The organism is Mycoplana sp. 10N416 (assembly GCF_056394765.1).
In genome coordinates this window covers 877,516-896,058 of the sequence record NZ_JBFTIM010000001.1, presented here as the reverse complement: position 1 = coordinate 896,058, position 18,543 = coordinate 877,516, and the positions used below count along the sequence as shown (strand labels likewise).

16 protein-coding genes and 3 pseudogenes are annotated in these 18,543 nt (G+C 63.1%); 15 read left to right on the top strand and 4 right to left on the bottom strand.

Going from position 1 to position 18,543, the window contains the following annotated elements:
* Positions 1-480 (top strand): type III PLP-dependent enzyme domain-containing protein (locus tag AC1DDS_RS04280; protein WP_477477729.1); only part of this gene is annotated, 480 nt, incomplete at its 5' end.
* 81 nt (positions 481-561) lie between these two features.
* Here AC1DDS_RS04280 and AC1DDS_RS04275 read toward each other — a convergent pair.
* The 3 genes from AC1DDS_RS04275 to pdxR all read right to left on the bottom strand — a co-directional run bounded on the left by AC1DDS_RS04275 (position 562) and on the right by pdxR (position 4,314).
* Entirely contained in the window at positions 562-1,368 is an 807-nt protein-coding gene (locus AC1DDS_RS04275; RefSeq protein WP_477477728.1) for a YggS family pyridoxal phosphate-dependent enzyme, read from the bottom strand.
* Positions 1,369-1,383: 15 nt separating this feature from the next.
* On the bottom strand, positions 1,384-2,688 hold the full coding sequence (gene glyA, locus AC1DDS_RS04270; RefSeq protein WP_477477727.1) for a serine hydroxymethyltransferase: 1,305 nt from the start codon (positions 2,686-2,688) through the stop codon (positions 1,384-1,386).
* Positions 2,689-2,823: 135 nt separating this feature from the next.
* Positions 2,824-4,314, bottom strand: a complete 1,491-nt coding sequence (pdxR, locus tag AC1DDS_RS04265; protein ID WP_477477726.1) for a MocR-like pyridoxine biosynthesis transcription factor PdxR — start codon at positions 4,312-4,314, stop codon at positions 2,824-2,826.
* Positions 4,315-4,422: 108 nt separating this feature from the next.
* Between pdxR and AC1DDS_RS04260 the strand changes: the two genes are divergently transcribed.
* The 9 genes and pseudogenes from AC1DDS_RS04260 to AC1DDS_RS04220 all read left to right on the top strand — a co-directional run bounded on the left by AC1DDS_RS04260 (position 4,423) and on the right by AC1DDS_RS04220 (position 13,573).
* Complete coding sequence (locus tag AC1DDS_RS04260; RefSeq protein WP_477477725.1) at positions 4,423-5,655, top strand: benzoate/H(+) symporter BenE family transporter; 1,233 nt, start codon at positions 4,423-4,425, stop codon at positions 5,653-5,655.
* 92 nt (positions 5,656-5,747) lie between these two features.
* Positions 5,748-5,969 (top strand): annotated as a pseudogene (locus AC1DDS_RS04255) (thiazole synthase); the annotation flags it as partial.
* Positions 5,966-6,034 (top strand): annotated as a pseudogene (locus tag AC1DDS_RS04250) (thiamine phosphate synthase); the annotation flags it as partial. The pseudogenes AC1DDS_RS04255 and AC1DDS_RS04250, both read left to right, overlap by 4 nt.
* Before the next feature lie 2 nt (positions 6,035-6,036).
* The gene (gene thiD / locus AC1DDS_RS04245; RefSeq protein ID WP_477477724.1) at positions 6,037-6,843 is read left to right on the top strand and encodes a bifunctional hydroxymethylpyrimidine kinase/phosphomethylpyrimidine kinase; all 807 of its coding nucleotides are present in this window, start codon (positions 6,037-6,039) and stop codon (positions 6,841-6,843) included.
* Between the two features lie 675 nt (positions 6,844-7,518).
* The gene (gene gntR / locus AC1DDS_RS04240; protein WP_477477723.1) at positions 7,519-8,559 is read left to right on the top strand and encodes an HTH-type transcriptional regulator GntR; all 1,041 of its coding nucleotides are present in this window, start codon (positions 7,519-7,521) and stop codon (positions 8,557-8,559) included.
* A gap of 223 nt (positions 8,560-8,782) precedes the next feature.
* On the top strand, positions 8,783-9,907 hold the full coding sequence (locus tag AC1DDS_RS04235) for a sugar ABC transporter substrate-binding protein (RefSeq protein WP_477477722.1): 1,125 nt from the start codon (positions 8,783-8,785) through the stop codon (positions 9,905-9,907).
* 155 nt (positions 9,908-10,062) lie between these two features.
* On the top strand, positions 10,063-11,607 hold the full coding sequence (locus tag AC1DDS_RS04230) for a sugar ABC transporter ATP-binding protein (protein ID WP_477477721.1): 1,545 nt from the start codon (positions 10,063-10,065) through the stop codon (positions 11,605-11,607).
* Complete coding sequence (locus AC1DDS_RS04225) at positions 11,604-12,584, top strand: ABC transporter permease (protein WP_477477720.1); 981 nt, start codon at positions 11,604-11,606, stop codon at positions 12,582-12,584. The genes AC1DDS_RS04230 and AC1DDS_RS04225 overlap by 4 nt, the downstream gene beginning before the upstream one ends.
* A 20-nt stretch (positions 12,585-12,604) precedes the next feature.
* Positions 12,605-13,573 (top strand): ABC transporter permease, encoded by a 969-nt coding sequence (locus AC1DDS_RS04220; RefSeq protein ID WP_477477719.1) that lies wholly within the window; start codon positions 12,605-12,607, stop codon positions 13,571-13,573.
* Positions 13,574-13,638: 65 nt separating this feature from the next.
* Here the strand turns inward: AC1DDS_RS04220 and AC1DDS_RS04215 are convergent.
* A pseudogene (locus tag AC1DDS_RS04215) lies at positions 13,639-13,956 on the bottom strand (tyrosine-type recombinase/integrase); the annotation flags it as partial.
* A gap of 310 nt (positions 13,957-14,266) precedes the next feature.
* Between AC1DDS_RS04215 and AC1DDS_RS04210 the strand changes: the two are divergent.
* Genes AC1DDS_RS04210 through AC1DDS_RS04190 form a run of 5 tightly spaced genes read left to right on the top strand, consistent with a single transcriptional unit; the run spans position 14,267 to position 18,541 of the window.
* Positions 14,267-14,767 (top strand): NADH-quinone oxidoreductase subunit J family protein, encoded by a 501-nt coding sequence (locus tag AC1DDS_RS04210; protein ID WP_477477718.1) that lies wholly within the window; start codon positions 14,267-14,269, stop codon positions 14,765-14,767.
* On the top strand, positions 14,767-15,069 hold the full coding sequence (nuoK, locus tag AC1DDS_RS04205; RefSeq protein WP_477477764.1) for an NADH-quinone oxidoreductase subunit NuoK: 303 nt from the start codon (positions 14,767-14,769) through the stop codon (positions 15,067-15,069). Before AC1DDS_RS04210 ends, nuoK begins: the two co-directional genes overlap by 1 nt.
* 4 nt (positions 15,070-15,073) lie before the next feature.
* Positions 15,074-16,537, top strand: a complete 1,464-nt coding sequence (locus tag AC1DDS_RS04200; protein ID WP_477477717.1) for a monovalent cation/H+ antiporter subunit D family protein — start codon at positions 15,074-15,076, stop codon at positions 16,535-16,537.
* A complete protein-coding gene (locus tag AC1DDS_RS04195) occupies positions 16,534-16,788 on the top strand; it encodes a hypothetical protein (protein WP_477477716.1) in 255 nt (84 codons plus the stop codon). Before AC1DDS_RS04200 ends, AC1DDS_RS04195 begins: the two co-directional genes overlap by 4 nt.
* On the top strand, positions 16,781-18,541 hold the full coding sequence (locus tag AC1DDS_RS04190) for a Na(+)/H(+) antiporter subunit D (protein ID WP_477477715.1): 1,761 nt from the start codon (positions 16,781-16,783) through the stop codon (positions 18,539-18,541). The genes AC1DDS_RS04195 and AC1DDS_RS04190 overlap by 8 nt, the downstream gene beginning before the upstream one ends.
* Positions 18,542-18,543 lie beyond the last annotated feature (2 nt).

Below are 18,543 nucleotides of genomic sequence, written 5' to 3'. Positions count from 1 at the left end.
GGCCTAAAGTGCACGATCGTCGGTGGGGCAGGTACGGGAACGTTCGATCTCGAAGGCATGTCCGGCATCTACAACGAACTCCAATGTGGCTCCTACATCTTCATGGACGCGCATTACGATATGATCCGCGCCGACGACGGTGGGCGCATTGGTGGGTTCGAAAACGCACTTTTCGTGCTTACGTCGATCATAAGCCGAGCAGAGCCCAGAAGAGCGGTTTGCGATGCTGGTTTGAAGGCGCATTCCGTCGACAGTGGCCTGCCGACGGTCTTCGGCCGTCCAGATCTCACCTTCGTGGATGCTTCCGACGAGCACGGGACGATCGACGATCCGGAGAATACGCTGTCAATCAATGCGAAGCTCAAGCTGGTTCCCGGACACTGCGACCCAACCTGCAATTTGCATGATTGGTATGTCTGTGTCCGTGGGACGAAAGTAGAAGCACTGTGGCCCGTGACCGCGCGTGGTAAGGTCTTCTAATCCCACTACATTCCCGGACGACGGTGCGCAGCTTTCCGTTGGCTCATGGACGGCCGTCCACGCCCCACTTGGCGAGGCAGCCTACGTGTTTGCGGCGGAATCGTTTGAGGTCATCGGAGCGGGCCAGTAAAACGCATCGCTGGTCGGGCGTGCGCCAAAGATTGCCTGTCCAACCCGCACGACGTTCGAACCTTCCTCGATGGCAACCTCGAAATCGCCAGACATGCCCATGGAAAGCTGCGTCAGACCGGGGTGAGTGGCGACGGCGCGATCTCGCAGCTCGCGCAGCAAGCGAAAGCAGGTTCGCACCCGCTCGGTATCGGTGCTGAAGATGGCCAGCGTCATCAGGCCGCGAGGCCTCAGCCGCGGAAATTCCGATAGGCGCTCGACGAAAGGCATCAAATCGCCGGGGTGCAGGCCGTACTTGCTTTCCTCACCTGAAGTGTTGACCTGGACGAACACGTCAAGATCGCGCTCTTCGCCGTCAAGCCGGCGGTTCAGTTCCTGGGCAAGCCGGAGGCTGTCGAGCGCGTGAAACTCTGACGCCAGCCGGACGAGATACTTCACCTTGTTCTTCTGGAGGTGACCGATGATGCTCCACCGGATCGGTAGATCGGTAAGTATGGTCCGCTTGTCGCGAGCCTCCTGAAGCTTGTTTTCCCCGAAATCGCAAATGCCGGCCGCGTATGCCAGCCGAAGGACTTGGGCCGGGACCGTCTTGGTCACCGGCAGAAGGCGCACATCATCGGCGCTCCGCCCGCAGCGACGGCAGGCGGCGGCGATGCGTTCCTCAACGGTTCTCAGGTTCGCGGCAAAGGCCGTGACGGGATCGCGGCCGAAGCGGGCGATTTCGTCCGGCGAGAGTTCGACGGTGGGAGGCATCTTCATCGCGCCCGCCTCCGATCAGTAAGGCAGCGGAAAACGCGCAGCGAGCCCGCGCACGCGCGCGTTGATCTTTGGGCCGCCCGCATCGAGAGTTCCGGCCCGGACGGCATGGAGCGTCTCCAGAATGAGCACGGCGATCTCACAATATTCGTCCGTGCCGAATCCGCGGGATGTGCTGGCGGCCGTCCCGACGCGGATGCCCGACGTCACCATTGGCTTTTCCGGGTCGTTGGGAATCGCGTTCTTGTTGAGCGTGATACCCACGGACTCCAGCGCCTTTTCCGCGATACTGCCGGTGACGCCGAAAGGTCGGAGATCGACGACGGCCAGGTGGCAATCCGTGCCACCGGACGTGATCCTCAATCCGCCATCGGCAAGAGCCTGCGCCAGCACGCGGCAATTCTCGACGACAGATTGCGTGTACCTCTTGAACGACGGTCGCAGTGCCTCGCCGAACGCCACCGCCTTCGCGGCGATGACATGCATGAGCGGGCCGCCCTGAAGACCGGGGAATGTGGCAGAATTGATCTTCTTGGCGACCTCGGCGTCATTCGTCAGAACGAACCCACCGCGAGGCCCGCGCAGCGTTTTATGCGTGGTAGAGGTGACGACATGCGCGAAAGGCACTGGTGACGGATAGACGCCGCCGGCAACCAGCCCTGCGAAATGTGCCATGTCGACGAGCAGCGTCGCCCCCACCTCGTCGGCGATCTGGCGAAAGCGCGCGAAGTCCATGATGCGCGGATAAGCCGAGCCACCGGCAATCAGGAGCTTCGGCTGGTGTTGGCGCGCAAGCGCTGCCACCTGCTCCATGTCGATGAGATGGGTCTCCGGATCGACGCCATAGCTGACGACATTGAACCAGCGGCCGGACATGTTGATTGGCGCTCCATGGGTCAGATGTCCGCCTGCCTTCAGATCAAGACCCAGAACCGTGTCGCCAGGCGTGAGAAGCGCGAGAAACACAGATTGATTGGCCTGGCTGCCCGAGTGTGGCTGGACGTTGGCGTGAGAACTGCCGAAGAGCTCGTTCACACGCGCAATCGCCAGCTCCTCGACGACATCCACATTTGCGCAGCCGCCATAATAGCGGCGATGAGGATAGCCCTCAGCATATTTGTTGGTGAGAACCGAGCCTTGTGCATCAAGCACCGCCTGGCTGACGAAGTTTTCCGAGGCGATCAGTTCGATGGACTCGCGCTGACGGGCTTTCTCGCTGGCGATCGCGGCGGCGACAGCACCATCGGCGATGGACAGGCCGGCAGCGTTGACGCCTGCATTTTCGGATTCCTGAATTGCGTGCGGCGTGGCCAATATGCCCATCGCTGATCTCCTTCAAGATGCTGACAGTTGCTCTGCCACCATTGCGCGGCGGTATCTTTCAGCATCTATCATGAGTGTGGCCTGCTGTTCCCTTCCACTTTCAACGAGTTGCGCAGACCATTTTGCCGAGTCAGTCTACGGAATGGTCACCGCCCGGAACGCATTCGCCAGCTTCTTGACTGCAAGTTCGATTTCGAGAGGTGTGTAGGCCGCAAAGCCCATGAGGAACCCTGCTTTGCCGTCGCTGGCAGCGTGCAGCGCTGATAAGCCAAGAAGCTCGATCCCGACACGTTGCGCCGCGTCGATTGCTGTGTGCTCCGGGATATCGCAGGTCAGAATACAGGGCATCTGCAGCCCGCCGATCGGAACGCGGGGCTCAACGAATTCCGATAGGTGTTTGCTGACGAGGCCAGCCAGCACGTCGAGCCGTTCAGCATAGACGCCGCGCATGGTGCGTACATGCGCGCCGAAATGTCCGCCCTCCATGAACCGGGCCAGTGTTAGTTGCGCCATGGGGGCCGTATGGCCATCCAGCAGCGTACGGGCGACCGTCATCGGCTTTACGAGTTGGGGCGGCAACACGACGTAGCCAATCCGCAAGCCCGGAAAGAGCGATTTGGTGAAGGTGCCGATGTAGATGGTCCGATCGTGCGGGTCGAGGCCTTGCACGCAGGCCGTAGGCTTGCCCGCATAGTGAAACTCGCTGTCATAGTCGTCTTCGATAATCCATGCCTGGTTCCGCACGGCCCATTCGATCAGTGCTAGGCGGCGATCCAATGTGAGGGTCGCACCGGTCGGGAACTGGTGGGAAGGCGTCAGAAAGACTGCATTGGCCCGGCGCGGCCCTGCCGTGATCTGATCCACGACGATACCCTGCCGATCCACTCGAATGGGGACGCATTCCAGCCCCGTCGCATCGAACGCCTTGCGCGCGCCGTAATAGGCAGGATCTTCGATGAAAATCCGATCACCGGGATCGAGCAGCATATTCGCGCAAAGCGACACGGCCTGCTGCGAACTGGTCAGCACCACCACGCGGTCAGCTGTGGCGCGCGCACCCCGTTCAAGGTTCACATAGTCGGCGATGGCGCGGCGAAGCGGCTCGGTGCCCTGCGGATCGCCGTGAAGCAGAGTCTGCGCGCCGACTTCTTTACGCACCTGCCGCTCCAGGCGCTCCCAGAGCTGAAGCGGAAAGGCGCGCGTTTCCGGTACGCCATGCGCAAATGGCCGGGGAGAAAGCATTTCGCGCACGCCGCCGCTGCGGAACATCGCAGCGCCGCGCTTGCTGAGGTTTGGGGTCTGGCTGCGCAAGAGCGCATCCCGCTGTGAGAGACGATGACCGGGCGTGAACTCCGTGATCTCCGCGACGAAGCTGCCGCTGCCCACGCGCCGGTCGATGAAACCTTCGGCGTGAAGCTGGGCATAGGACGCCTCGATCGTATCGCGCGAAACGCCGAGCGATTTGGCGAGCGCGCGAGAGGCCGGTAGCGGTTTACCCGGCCCAAGCGCACCGTCGACGATCAGTTGGCGGATCGCCCGCTGAATCCGAGCGTGAAGCGGCATCGCCGCATGGGCGGGGTGGGCGACCCACGCTCTTACCGATTCGAGTTGGGAATGCTTGAACAAATGGTCTGGGCCTCTCGGACGAAGTGGATGGGTATTTCAGGCCATTGATTGGCTATGTCAACGCATCTTGTCGGTCCCATGCCGAACTTCAGGAGAGCTTTCAGAAATATGTCGTCGCGTTCCTCGCCTTCGCCCATCCGCCTCAATGACCTTGCCCATCCCATCGTCGCTGGTCTGATCTCCGTCATCGTCAACTACGGCGGCACCTTCATTCTGGTCTTTCAGGCGGCGAAGGTCGCGGGCCTCAGCCCTGACCTCACGGCCTCCTGGGTCTGGTCGGTGTCCATTGGTGAGGGGTTAACAGGCCTCTTCCTGAGCTGGCGCTATCGGGAGCCGATCATCACGGCCTGGTCGACGCCGGCTGCGGCGTTTCTCGTCACCGCACTTGCGACGACGCCCTATGCCGAGGCGGTCGGTGCCTACATGATCTCGGCGGCGGCCTTCGTCGCGCTCGGTATGTCGGGCTATTTCGAGAGGGTTATCCGTTTGATCCCGCCCGGCATCGCCTCGGGCCTGCTCGCGGGTATCCTGCTCCAGTTCGGCATCGGGGCATTCGGCGGCGCGAGCGTCGATCCGCTGCTGGTCGGCCTGCTGATCGTCGCCTATGTCGCCTTGAAGCGCCTCTCCGCAGGCTACGCCGTGGTCGGCATTCTGGTTGTCGGGCTGGCCTTCCTGCTCGCGCAGGGTCGTGTCGATCTGTCCGGCCTGAAGCTGGAATTCGCAACACCGGTCTTCACCACGCCGGCGTTCTCGTTGAGCGCGCTGCTTTCGGTCGCGCTGCCGCTGTTTCTGATTACGCTGACCGGCCAATATATGCCGGGAATGCTGGTCTTGCGGAACGATGGGTTCAAGACGAGCGCCAATCCCATTTTGACGGTGACGGGTTTTGGCTCGCTCATTATGGCTCCGTTCGGCTCCCATGCCTTCAACATCGCAGCTATCACCGCAGCAATCGCCACGGGCAAGGAAGCGCACGAACACCCGTCAAAACGCTGGGCCGCTGGAATCGCGGCAGGCTGCTTCTATGTGCTGGTGGGCGTGTTCGGTGTGACACTGGCCGCCGTCTTCATGGCGTTTCCCGCGACCTTCATCACCACGCTCGCTGGTTTGGCGCTCCTTGGCACTATCGGTGGCAGCCTTGCAGCGGCGATGGCCGACCCGACTTCCCGTGAGGCGGCGTTGATCACCTTCCTTGCATCTGCCGCCAACATCAAGCTGCTCGGCATTGGTGGGGCGTTCTGGGGACTAATGATCGGCCTCGTTGCCTACATCGTTCTTTACGGTCGTTTGCCGCGTCGTAAGCGTACCGACCTGTCCGTGAACAAGGGAGCCGCGAGATGAGGGCGCAAGCTACACCGCGCGGGCTCGGCCTTGATGCCTGAACAGCGGACCAGCCGATCTCCGATAGAGCAGGAAGTCCTGCGCCGATGTCCCGGCGGCGAGGGCGAGGAATTCCACTAATCGTCGATGCCGGCATCGGCCGTCCGTCGCACGCGGCGACTGTCATGGAACTCGGCTTCGACGCGGTGCTGCTCAACACTGCTGTCGCGGGGGCGGGCGATCCGGCGGGGATGGCGCATCATGCCGTGCCGCTAGAGCCGCGCGACATGGCAGTCCCATCCACTCCGGTAATTGGCAAGGCGGTTTTTTCATGAAGCTCGATCTTTTTTACCTCATCGTTGACAGCGCTGATTGGATCGAACGACTGGTGCCGCTGGGCACATGACGGCGATCGCACTCACGATCGCCGGGTCCGACAGTGGTGGCGGCGCCGGCATCCAGGCGGATCTCAAGACGTTTTCGGCGCTCGGCGTCTACGGAGCTAGTGTACTTACAGCGATAACCGCGCAAAACACGCTTGGCGTCTCCGCGGTCGAAGACGTTTCAGTCCCGATGATCGAAGCACAGATGCGGGCAGTGCTAAGTGACCTTCCCGTCAACGCCATCAAGATCGGCATGCTGTCGCGCGCTGAAACAATCCGCGCAGTTGGTGACAGCCTGCAGAAATATACTGGGCCAATCGTGCTTGATCCGGTCATGGTGGCAACGACGGGTGACAGGCTGTTGCGGGATGACGCTGTAGCGGCGCTCAAGTCGATACTGATGCCTCGGGTCGACCTCATTACACCCAATCTCTTGGAGGCAGCCATCCTGACGGGGATGCCGATCGCGGAAACGCACGACGAGGTTGTCGCCCAGGGCCGCAGTTTGCAGAGCAACGGGGCGCCTGGTGTCCTGATTAAGGGCGGTCACGGTGTAGGTATTGAGTGCGTCGATGTCTTGCTAACCAAGGACGGGGATAGCCACCAGTTCTGCTACCCCCGACTTCAGACTTTCAATGACCACGGGACAGGTTGCACACTGTCGTCCGCCATCGCGGCCCACTTCGCGACTGGATATGATATTTTGGCCGGAGTTACGGCCGCAAAAACTTATCTGCACGCGGCGCTGACGGGTGGGAGCGATCTCCGGATAGGGCAGGGCCGCGGACCGGTCCATCATTTCTTTTCGCAGTGGTGCGAACGATGATACGTCAGGTTTCATTTGACATATGGCGTGCCCGGGGGACATCGCAAAATCTTGCTCGCAAGTTCAGAATTCCTCACTCTAAGCTGACGCCTAGAGGACAAGCTGCAATTCTTGCTGGCGCGGCCACGATCTTGGAAAGATGCTTATCCCGCGCAATGGCGCAATGGAAAGTCGTGACCGGCGCAACTACCTGAGGACACAGATGGACAGGCTTTCCTCAGCCTGCATGTGCTCGGGAAAGGCAAAATCGCGAGCCCCGACGCCAAAATCCGGGAGCGCGTCCGTGACGATTTCATGATGCTTTCACCTTCCCAAAATCAGGCGCGGTCGCGATGTGAAAAAATCGGAATAGCGCCAGCCCGCGGACCCTATTGGCTGGCTTTGGGGATGGAAAATTGAATTTCGTTATGACTTATCGGGGGCGGAGAGGTGGTCTGAGCTCCGGCTAGCGGAAGCCAAAGTCGGGCCGGAACCGCGTTGCACTCGAGCATTTTGCCTTGCTGGCCGTGGACGATATCGTCTGAGCGCCACCGACCTCACCTGGCAACCGTTATCGTCGCTGCGAAAGATAGTCCCGACCGAGCGCCGCTATCGCCGTACTTTTGCAAGATGCCGCGGTTCGACTATGCTTGATGACCGAGCAACTTGAAGGCAATGCTCAACCAGGGGGAGCCTGTGGTAAGCCGATCCAGGCGAGGTAGCGGCCGACCGACGCTTGCGGATGTCGCGAGCCGTGCCGGCGTGGGCACGATCACGGTGTCCCGCGCATTGCGCGAGCCGGAGCGCGTCTCCAGCGCGCTGCGCGAGCGGATCGACGCCGCGATCGACGCCCTCGGCTACGTTCTCAATCCGAATGCGCGCGCCCTTGCCTCCGCTGGCGCCGACGTCATCGGTGTCCTCATTCCCTCGCTCACCAACAGCGTCTTTGCCGAGGTGCTGCGTGGTATCCATGACGGACTGGGCGACAGCACCATGCAGATCCAGTTCGGCAACACACACTATTCGGCGGACGAAGAGGAACGGCTGCTGAAGGTTTTTATCGGGCAACACCCCTCCGCCCTCATCGTTTCCGGCATCGACCAGTCGCCCGCCGCCCGACGCCTTCTCGAAACCGCAGGCTGCCCTATCGTTCAGATCATGGAAACCGGCCCCAACCCGATCGATATGATGGTCGGCTTTTCGCACTTCGAAGGCGGCCGCGCAGTGACGGACCACCTGCTTGGGGCCGGATGCCGACGCATCGGCTTTCTCGGCGCGCGCATGGATCCGCGTACGAAACGGCGCCTGGCGGGCTATCGGGCGCTGTTACAGGCAAATGATGTATACGACGAGGCGCTCGTGACGATCACACCCTCGCCGTCAAGCGTGTCGATGGGTGCTTATCTGTTTCGCCAGGCGTTGAGCAAGACGCCGGACCTGGATGCGATCGTTTGCAATAACGATGACCTGGCGCTCGGCGTGTTGTTTGAGTGCCACCGGACAAAAATCCCCGTACCCGAACGCATGTGCATCGCCGGATTCAATGATCTTGAGATGATGGCCGTTGCCTATCCGTCGATCACTAGCGTTCGTACGCCACGTTATGAAATCGGACGGCGGGCGATCGCCATGGTCCGCGCAGCCCTTGACGGCGAGCGTCCCGAGCCCTCCGTTGTCGACCTTGGATTCGAACTGAAAATCCGCGAAAGCACGACCCGGGCACGAGCGACGAAGTGACCGGAGGCGATGCATCACGCCCGCTTTACAACTCAAATTGGTAGCGCTACCATCATTTGGTGGCGTCGAGGGAGGAGCTCCGAGCGCCACCGGAATAGCGCATCGCGATGAACTGTCGGGATGGTTCTGGAAGCAGGCCATTGACTGCTGAGCACGCTCGATCTTCTCCGGTTTGTCCATTTCGATTCCGCATCCCGCACCGCAACTACTGGGAGGGAATTCGATGCAAAAGTCTTTCCTCGGTGGCCTTCTCGCCACTGCTGCGATTGTCCTCGCTTCCACGACCGCACTCGCCGATCCGGAAGTCGTCAGCGGCCCCGCTGCCGAACCGGAGTGCTTCGCGCCATGGACTGCGGAGACGAAGTTCTTCAAATTCCCGAAAAAGGAAGGTCCTTATCGGATCGCCCTTGCGAACGGCTTCATCGCCAACACCTGGCGCATCCAGATGGTCCAGACGGCGAAGGCCTATGCGGCACAGCCTGACGTCGCCGCCAAGCTCAAGGAATTCAAGGTCGTCTCAACCGGCGAAGATGTCCCGGCGCAAATATCCGCCATCAACAACTTCATCGATTCCGGCTTTGACGCGATCGTTGTCAACGCACAAAACCCCACAGCCTTCGGCCCGGTGATCAAGCGCGCCAAGGAGGCCGGCGTCGTGCTCGTCGCCTTCGACAACATTCTCAACACCGAGGACGCCATCAACGTCAACGTCGACCAGAAGGGTCTCGGCATCCTCTGGGCCAACTGGCTGGAAAAGCACCTGCCGGATGGCGGCAAGCTCCTCGAGGTCCGCGGCGTCGCTGGCACATCTGTCGACACCGACCGTCACAACGGCCTTCATGAAACGCTTGATGCCACCGGCAAGAAATGGGACGTCGTCGAAGCCGTCGGCAAGTGGGACGACCCGACGGCACAGAAGGCAACGGCCGATGCGATTGCCGTGCACAAGAAGTTCGACGGCATCACCGCGCAGGGCGGCGACACCGGCGTCGTGCAGGCGATGATCGACGCGGGCCATCCCTTCGTGCCCTTCGGCGGTGAGACGGAAAACGGCTTCCGCAAGTTCTGCGCCAAGTATGCGGGCGAAGGCCTGAAATGCTCATCCGCCGGCACCGGCCCCGCCCAGGTGGCGGTCGCGATCAAGACGGCGATTGCAGCCCTTGAGGGCCAGGTGGTGCCGCAATCGATCAAGCTGCCGCTCGCCATTGTCGAGGACCCGAACTTCAAGGCAGGCCAGGACTTCTATCCCGACCAGTCCGATAACTTCTTCGTCGGCAATTCCTTCCCCTCCTGCGGGATCAACTTCAACGCGCAGGAAATCATGGGGCAGACGAAGGAAAACCAGTAAGGCGGTCCATGCTCTCCCTGGGCGATGTCGCGGCCAGTGCCCGCGGCATCCCGAAAAGCACGGCGCCGGGACCGTGAGCGGTATCGGCCACGGTCCTCGAAACACTCCCGCGTGAAGCTGCCGGCTTGGCGGCGAGAGCGCGGATCGAGGGATACATGACGGCAACGCAGTTACAGGCCGCGAGTCCGCTTTTCCGGATGGAGGGCATCTGCAAGCGCTACGGCGGGGTCCGCGCCCTGGAGGACGCATCGCTTGCGGTCGAGGCCGGTCGCATTCACGCGATCCTCGGCGAAAACGGGGCGGGAAAGTCGACACTGATCAAGATCATGGCCGGCGTCGTCGCTCCGGACGAAGGCCGCATGCTTCTTGAGGATCGCGCGGTGGCGTTTCGGTCGCCCGCCCAGGCGGCCGGCGCCGGGATCGCCTGCGTGTTCCAGGAACTGTCGCTGATCCCCGACCTCAGCGTCGCCGACAACATCTCGATTTCCAACCCGCCGCATCGGTTTGGACTGATCGACCGCGCCGCGCAAAGGCGGCTGACGGAAGAGGCGCTTGCGCGGGCCGGCGCCGAAGACATTCACCCCCGCGCGCTCGTGCGCGACCTGCCTTTGTCGCGCCGCCAGATGGTGGAGATCGCCAAGGCGCTCGCCTGGAAGCCGCGCATACTGATCCTCGACGAGGCCACGTCGGCGCTGACGGCCGGCGACGTGGCCAAGGTGTTCGCCGTGCTCAGGCGCCTGCGTTCCGAGGGGCTGGCGCTGCTCTACATCTCCCATCGCATGCACGAGATCACCGAGATTGCCGACGAATGCACCGTGTTTCGCAACGGCCGCAACGTCGCAAGCTTTGCTGCCGGAACCCGCTCTGGCAACGAGGTGGTTGAAATGATGATCGGCCGCGAGGTCAGCAGCGTTTTTCCGCCCAAGCCGCAACGGCGCCGCGAGGCCCGCCCGGTGCTCGCCTGCAACATGTTCAGCTGGTCCGACCGATTGCATGACATCACCCTCGAGGTCTGCCCAGGTGAGGTCGTCGGGCTCGGCGGGCTGGACGGCCAGGGTCAGCGCGAATTGCTGCTCGGACTGTTCGGCGTCCTCAGGGGCACGACGGGCACAGTCAGCATCGATGGCGTGGCGGCATCGATCGCAGGTCCCGGGACCGCGCGCGCGGGCAGGATCGGGATGGCCTTGATCCCGGAGGATCGCAAAACAGAGGGGCTCATGCAGCCGATGACGGTGCGCGAGAATCTCTCCTTCGCGGCGCTCGACCGGCTGTCGGTGCGCGGCGTCATCGATCGCGACAAGGAGGAGCGTAACATTGACGAGATGGTCCGGCTGCTGGCCATCAAGACCGCTGGCCTCGACATCCCCGTCGGCTCGCTGTCCGGTGGCAACCAGCAGAAGGTCGTCATCGCCAAGTGGCTGATGCGCCGGCCGCGGATCATCCTGCTGAACGATCCGACGCGCGGCATCGACGTCGGCACCAAGCAGGAGATGTATCAGTTGCTGCGCCGGCTCGCGGACGCGGAAGCGGCCATCCTCTTCTATTCGACCGACTATGACGAGCTGGTTGGCTGCTGCGATCGGGTTCTGGTGTTTTACGACGGACGCATCGTGCGCGAACTCGAAGGCGCAGGCGTCACCGAGCGCGCCCTTGTCGCAAGTGCGCTCCACGTCGACGCGCAGCCGGAGGCCGTGGCATGAGCGAATGGCGCTATTGGCTGAACGAGCAGCGTGGCACTTTGATGGGCCTCGCCATCTTTCTCCTGATGTTCGGCGTCTACATCACCAACCACCCGGCGGGCCTGTCCGTCAATGTCGCGCAGACGGCCGCCAACAAGGGCGTCCTGCTCGCCTTCATCGCCATGGCCCAGGCTATGGTGGTGATCACAGCCGGAATCGACCTGTCCGTCGGCATGATCTTCGTGCTGACGAACTGCATCGCCTCGTGGATCGTCGTCGGCACGCCGATGCAGACGACGCTTGGCGTTGCCGGCGTGCTGCTCGCCGGGGCGATCTGCGGCGCGATCAATGGCTTGCTCGTCGTCTATGGCCGACTGCAGCCGATCGTGGCGACGATCGCGACTGGCGCGGTCTATTTCGGCCTGGCGCTGCTGCTGCGGCCCTTCCCAGGCGGCTCGGTGAACGAGGACCTGGCCGACGCGCTGACCGGGCGGCTGTTCGGCACAATCCCCTCCAGCCTCGTTACGCTCCTTGGCGTCGTCCTGCTCGTCTGGCTGCCCTTCCGGCGTTCCGAGATTGGACGTGCCGCCTATGCCGCGGGCTCTTCCGAGGCGGCCGCATTCATGTCGGGCGTCCCCATTCGGTGCGCGAAGCTTGTAGCCTACACGCTCGCCGGCCTGCTTGCAGGCATGGGCGGGCTGTTCCTGACCTTTTTCACCTACACGGGAGAAGCGGCCTATGCGAGCGGCAGCGGTTACACGCTCTGGTCGATCGCTGCCGTCGTTCTGGGCGGCGTCTCGCTCTATGGTGGGCGCGGCAGCGCGGTCGGCGCGATCTTCGGCGCGTTTGCAGCGCGCACCACCGGCGACATGCTGTTCGTCTTCGACGTCGACCCGCTCTGGCAACCGCTCTTGCAGGGGATGGTGCTGCTGATCGCGATCAGCATCGGTGCCCTTGGGCTTCTGCGCGTACGCAACCGACTGGACTGGTTCCAATGACAGATGCAACGGAAAACAGAATGTCCTTCCGCACCCGGCTTACCGCCCCGTTCCGCCATGTCGATCCGCCGGTACTCACCGCCTTCGGCTGCATCCTACTCCTGCTCCTTCTCGGCAGCCTCTATTCGAGCAATTTCCTCTCCCTTGAATACCTGCTGCAGCAATTGAAGGTCGCCTCATTCCTCGGCGTGATCGCAGCCGGCATGATGTTGGTGATCCTGCTCGGCCAGATCGACCTTTCTGTACCTTGGGTGATGACGATGGGTGCAATGATGGCCTGTGCGGCCGCAGGGTTCGGCACCAGCGGCACGATCCTCGCCATTCCCTTCGGAATTTTCTGCGGGATGGTCTTCGGCCTGCTCAACGGCTTCGGCGTCGCCTACATGCGCATCCCCTCGATGATCGTCACGCTCGCGACAAACGTCGTCGCCCAGGGGCTGATGGTCCTCTACACCGGCGGCTTCTCGCCTCAGGACTCGGCGCCGACGGCAATGCGTTGGCTCGCAACCGGCTTCATCATTCCGGGTGTGCCGAACGCCATCCTCGTCTGGGCGGCGGTCAGCGCCGCGATGGTGTTCCTGCTGACGCGCACGACCTTCGGACGCTCCGTCTACGGCATCGGCAATAGCGAGCGGGCCGCCTACCTCTCCGGGATCGATACCCGCCGCGTCATCATGATCGCCTTTGCGATTTCCGGCGCACTGAGCGCATTCGGCGGCGTTCTCCTAGCGGGTTACGCCTCCAAGGCCGCACAGGCCATGGGCGATGCCTACCTGCTGCCCTCGATCGCAGCCGTGGTGCTCGGCGGCACCTCGATCCTGGGTGGCCGGGGCTCCTACCTCGGCACCGTAGCCGGCGTCATCCTGATCACGTTGCTGCAATCGATCCTGTCCGTGATGCAGATGCCAGAAGCCGGGCGCCAAATCGTCTATGGCATCGTCATCGTCGCCATGCTGCTGCTCTATGGCCGCGGTCCGGCAAACCAGTGACAGGCCGTAGCATCGGTGCCCATTAATCGATGTTGCCCACTGACGCCGCCCGGGCCCCGCCGTCCCTTGGTGAGGTTGACGCGGAAGCGATCGCGGCGGCGCTGGTAGCGGCGGGTCATCTCCGCCGAGGCATGGCCGAGCTGCTTCTGGACGTGGCGCTCATCGACCTCCGCCGCGGAGGCGAGGCCGGCGCGCAGCGAATGGCCGGCAAATTTCTGGCTGCGTTCCGCCTCGGACAGCTCGCCGCGGACGCCGGCGGTCAGCGCCGTTTTCTTGACGAGGCGGGCCACCTCCTGGTCATGCAAACGGTCGCGGCCGACATTCTTGCCCTGGCCCGTGACACGACGGAACAGCGGGCCACTGGCGAGCCTGGCGAAGCGGATCCGCCGTCTTGTGGAACGCCTGCGTCCCGATGGACTTGCATGCCTGATCTCCTGAGAGCTGCCAATTCGCGACGATCGCCGCCAGATCGATACTGTCGCCTTCGTAGCTATTGAAATCTAGGTCGTGTCGCGACCTGTTGATGCGACCGTAGAGCCATCCGGATGCTCTGATCTTATGCCGGTGGTGACAATAATCTTGTGAAAGATCCCGTAGTAAGGCACAATTTGTGCATGCACCCTGAAGTGCGGAACTATCGCTAATCCGGCCATCTCGCGCCGAGTGACAGTTCGCGTGGGAGGGCCGGCGTCGATGGATCAGGGGTTTTTTCTTCTGTTCGCTGCGGTGGCCGTGATCACGGCCCTGACGGTTGTTCTGGCGCGCAATCCGGTCCATAGCGCGCTCGCGCTGATGGCGTGCTTTCTGCAGGTCTCCGCGATCTTCGTCCTGCTCGAGGCGCCGCTGCTCGCGGTCATCCAGATCTTCGTCTATGTCGGCGCGATCATGGTCCTGTTCCTGTTCGTGATCATGATGGTCGACGTGCGCGAGGCGGTGTTGCAGCGGTTCCTGCCGGGCGGAAACCTGCCGGCGCTGGTGCTGCTCGTCCTGCTCGGCGTCGAGATGGCCGTGCTGGTGTTCTGGAGCGAGCGCTTTTCGGTCACCGAACCGGTCGTCGCGAGCGGCGGCGACCAGATCAGACGGCTCAGCACGACGCTTTTCGCCGACTATCTCCTGCCGTTCGAGGCGGCCTCCGTCATTCTGCTGGTGGCGCTGGTCGGTGCCATCGTGCTGGCACGGAAGGAGCCGGGATGATGGTTCCGCTCTCCTGGTATGTCTTGCTTGGGGTGGTCCTGTTCGTGATCGGCGCGGCAGGGGTGTTGCTCAGGCGCAACATCCTGGTCGTGTTGATGTCGCTGGAGCTTATGCTCAATTCCGTCAACATCAACTTCATCGCGTTCGGTCGTCAATACGACGACTTCCGCGGGCAGATTTTTGCGATCTTTGTCATCGCCATCACCGCCGCGGAAGTCGCCGTCGCCCTCGGCATCCTGGTCGCCCTCGTGAGGAACAAGCCCACCCTCAAGGTCGACGACGTGACCATCATGAAAGGATAGCGGCTTGGACCCGGCGATCTCGATCCGGCCGCTGCTTGCCGTCGCCGTCCCCGGTCTGGCGGCTCTCGCCGTTCTCCTTCTGCACGACCGCGAGCGGCTGCGCGATCTCGTCTCGCCGCTCGCTGCCGTCGTGCTGTTTGCGATCGTCGTCTCGATGGCGCCCACGGTGCTTTCCGGCGGCAGCGTCGAACTGCGCCTGTTCGAGATCCTGCCGGGCGTCGATTTCGCCTTCCGGGCTGATGCGCTCGGCATGGTGTTCGCCACCGTCTCCTCGCTGCTGTGGATTCTCGCTGCGATCTATTCGATCGGCTACATGCGGCACCTCAACGAGCACGCGCAGACCCGCTTCTTTGCCTGCTTCGCCACCAGCCTCGCGGCCGCCGTCGGGGGCGCCTTTTCCGCCAATCTGTTCACGCTGGTGATCTTCTACGAGGTGCTGAGCCTCGTCACTTATCCGCTCGTCTATCATCACGAGGACGAGGAGGCGTGGCGCGGCAGCCGCAAGTACCTCGTCTATCTGATGGGCGCCTCGAAGAGCGTGCTTCTCGCGGCATTGGCGCTGACGTACCAGATCGCGGGATCGCTCGACTTCGTGGCGGGCGGGCTTCTGGCGAATGCCGACGCCGCGCCGGCGCTGCTGACGGTCGTCTATTTCTGCTACCTGTTCGGCTTTGCCAAGGCTGCGGTGATGCCGATGCACGCCTGGCTGCCGGCCGCGATGGTGGCGCCGACGCCGGTCAGCGCGCTGCTGCATGCCGTGGCCGTCGTCAAGATGGGCGTGTTCTGCGTGCTGCGGATGGTGTTCGATGTCTTCGGCGTCGGGCTTATCGCGCAACTGGGACTGGGCATCGCCACGGCCTACCTGGTGTCGTTCACGATCCTGATGGCGTCGGTCTATGCCCTGACCCGGGACGACCTGAAGGCCCGGCTTGCCTATTCGACGGTCAGCCAGCTCTCCTACATCGTGCTCGGCGCGGTGCTGCTGTCGCCGGTGGCGATGGTCGGCGGCATCATCCACATAGCGGCGCACGCCTTCTCCAAGATCACGCTGTTCTTCTGCGCCGGGTCGATCTATTGCGCCTCCGGAAAGCGGAACATCAGCGACATGGCCGGCATCGGCCGCCGGCTGCCCTGGACGATGGGCGCCTTTTTCGTCGCCTCGCTGAGCATGATCGGCATTCCCCCGACCGCGGGCTTCGTGAGCAAATGGTATCTGGTGCAGGGGTCGGCAGACGCGGGACAGGTGGCATTCCTGACGGTGCTGCTGGTGAGCTCGGTCCTGAACGCCGCCTATTTCCTGCCGGTCAGCTATATCGCCTTCTTCGAGCCTGAGGCCGACGACGGCCGGCCGCCGGTCCGCGAGATCCCCCTGGTCACGGTCCCGCTGGTCGCCACCGCCGCCCTGTCGGTGCTGATGGGCATCTTCCCCGGCTATTTCCTTACCCTGGCGGACGGAGTGGTGCGATGATCCGGCGCGTCGTCGATTTCTTCGGGGACGCGGCCTATGCGCGGCAGCGCCGGAGGCTGTTCTACCTGGTGCTCGTCCTGATCGTCCTCGCCGACTTCATCGTACCGCGGGAACACGCCGAATACCTGTGGGAGCGGCTGCCGGGCTGGTCGGCCGCCTACGGCTTTTTTTCCTGCGTCGCTCTCATCTTCGTTTCCAAGTTCCTCGGCCATCGGGTCGGGCTGATGCGGCGCGAGGATTACTATGACTGAGTTTGTCCATCCCGGCCTGCTCCTCATCGCCGGCGCCCTCCCGATCCCGTTTCTGAAGGGATCGATCCGCAAGGCCTATCTGCTGCTGGTCCCGGCGCTGGCGATCCTCGCCGTGCTGGCCATGCAGCCGGGCAGCTACGGCGCGGCGAACTTCCTCGCGCAGGACATCCTGATCGCCAAGGTCGACAAGCTGAGCATCGTCTTCGCCACCGTCTTCACCCTCATGGCGCTGATCGGCATGGTCTATGCGCTGCACGTGACGGAGGCCGGCCAGCACGTGGCGGCATTCGTCTATGTCGGCAGCGCGCTCGGCGTGGTCTTTGCCGGCGATTACCTGACCCTCTACCTGTTCTGGGAAGGTATGGCCTTCGCCTCAGCCTACCTGGTCTTCGCGCAGGGCGGCGGGCCGGCGATCCGCGCCGGGTTCCGTTACCTGCTGGTCCATATCACCGGCGGGCTCGTCCTGTTCGGCGGCATCATCCTGCACGGACTCGGCACCGGATCGATGCTGTTCGGTCCGATCGAAGCGCCGATGGGCGTCGGAGCCTATCTGATTCTGGCCGGCTTCCTGCTGAATGCGGCGGTGCCGCCGCTCAACGCCTGGCTGACCGACGCTTATCCGGAGGCGACCGTCACAGGCGCAGTGTTCATGAGCGCGTTTACCACCAAGACCGCCGTCTACGTGCTTGCGCGGGCGTTTTCGGGCACTGACCTGCTGGTCTGGCTCGGAACGGTCATGGCGATCTACGGGGTCATCTATGCGGTGCTGGAAAACGACTGCCGGCGACTGCTCGCCTATCATATCGTCAGCCAGGTCGGCTACATGGTGGCCGGCATCGGCATCGGCACCGAGATGGCGGTGAACGGGGCCGCCAGCCACGCCTTTGCGCACATACTCTACAAGGCGCTGTTGTTCATGGGGGCGGGGGCGGTGATCTACGTCACCGGCCGTCGCAAGCTGACCGAGCTTGGCGGGCTCTACAAGGCGATGCCGCTGACGGTGGCGCTCTATATGGTCGGCGCGTTTGCGATCTCGGCCTTTCCGTTCTTCTCCGGCTTCGTCACCAAGTCGATGGTGATCGCCGCTGCCGGGGAGGATCATCGAGCGCTGGTGATGCTGGCGCTGACGATGGCATCGTCGGGGACGTTCCTGCACACCGGGCTCAAGCTCCCCTATTACATGTTCTTCGGCACCGACCGGAACATTCAGGCGCGCGAGCCGCCGCGCAACATGCTGGTGGCGATGGGCATGGCGGCGGTGCTCTGCATTGCGATCGGCGTGTTCCCGCAGCCGCTCTATGCGCTTCTGCCCTATCCCGTCGACTTCGAGCCCTATACCGGCCAGCACGTCACGGAGAGCCTCGGCCTGCTGATGTTCACGGCCCTCGGGTTCGTGCTGTTCCTCAAGGCGCTCGACCCCGAGAACACCATCAGCCTCGACACCGACTGGTTCTACCGCAAGGGCGCGCGCGCCTTCATGTGGCTCGCCGAGCGGCCGCTGGCGCGCTACGAGCAGGCGGTGAGCAGCGTGTCGGAGACGGTGGCGCTGCCCTTCCTGCACGGGGCGGCACGCACGGGGCTGCGGATCGACCTCTCCGGCGTGGACGGCGTCGTGAACGGCGTCGCCCGCTCGATTCTGCGCGGCGGCGGGGCGCTGCGGCGGCTCCAGACCGGTGTCGTCACCCAATACGCGCTGGCGATGATCGCCGGCGTCATCGCCGCCGTCGTCGTCTTCGCCGTGGTGTGGCAGTAGGG

Bases quoted from the DNA above. Each gene is read 5' to 3' on its own strand.
- AC1DDS_RS04275 (WP_477477728.1), bottom strand. From the start codon at position 1,368: ATGAAGATGCCTCCCACCGTCGAACTCTCGCCGGACGAAATCGCCCGC.
- glyA (WP_477477727.1), bottom strand. From the start codon at position 2,688: ATGGGCATATTGGCCACGCCGCACGCAATTCAGGAATCCGAAAATGCA.
- AC1DDS_RS04260 (WP_477477725.1), top strand. From the start codon at position 4,423: ATGTCGTCGCGTTCCTCGCCTTCGCCCATCCGCCTCAATGACCTTGCC.
- thiD (WP_477477724.1), top strand. From the start codon at position 6,037: ATGACGGCGATCGCACTCACGATCGCCGGGTCCGACAGTGGTGGCGGC.
- AC1DDS_RS04235 (WP_477477722.1), top strand. From the start codon at position 8,783: ATGCAAAAGTCTTTCCTCGGTGGCCTTCTCGCCACTGCTGCGATTGTC.
- AC1DDS_RS04230 (WP_477477721.1), top strand. From the start codon at position 10,063: ATGACGGCAACGCAGTTACAGGCCGCGAGTCCGCTTTTCCGGATGGAG.
- AC1DDS_RS04225 (WP_477477720.1), top strand. From the start codon at position 11,604: ATGAGCGAATGGCGCTATTGGCTGAACGAGCAGCGTGGCACTTTGATG.
- AC1DDS_RS04220 (WP_477477719.1), top strand. From the start codon at position 12,605: ATGTCCTTCCGCACCCGGCTTACCGCCCCGTTCCGCCATGTCGATCCG.
- AC1DDS_RS04210 (WP_477477718.1), top strand. From the start codon at position 14,267: ATGGATCAGGGGTTTTTTCTTCTGTTCGCTGCGGTGGCCGTGATCACG.
- nuoK (WP_477477764.1), top strand. From the start codon at position 14,767: ATGGTTCCGCTCTCCTGGTATGTCTTGCTTGGGGTGGTCCTGTTCGTG.
- AC1DDS_RS04195 (WP_477477716.1), top strand. From the start codon at position 16,534: ATGATCCGGCGCGTCGTCGATTTCTTCGGGGACGCGGCCTATGCGCGG.
- AC1DDS_RS04190 (WP_477477715.1), top strand. From the start codon at position 16,781: ATGACTGAGTTTGTCCATCCCGGCCTGCTCCTCATCGCCGGCGCCCTC.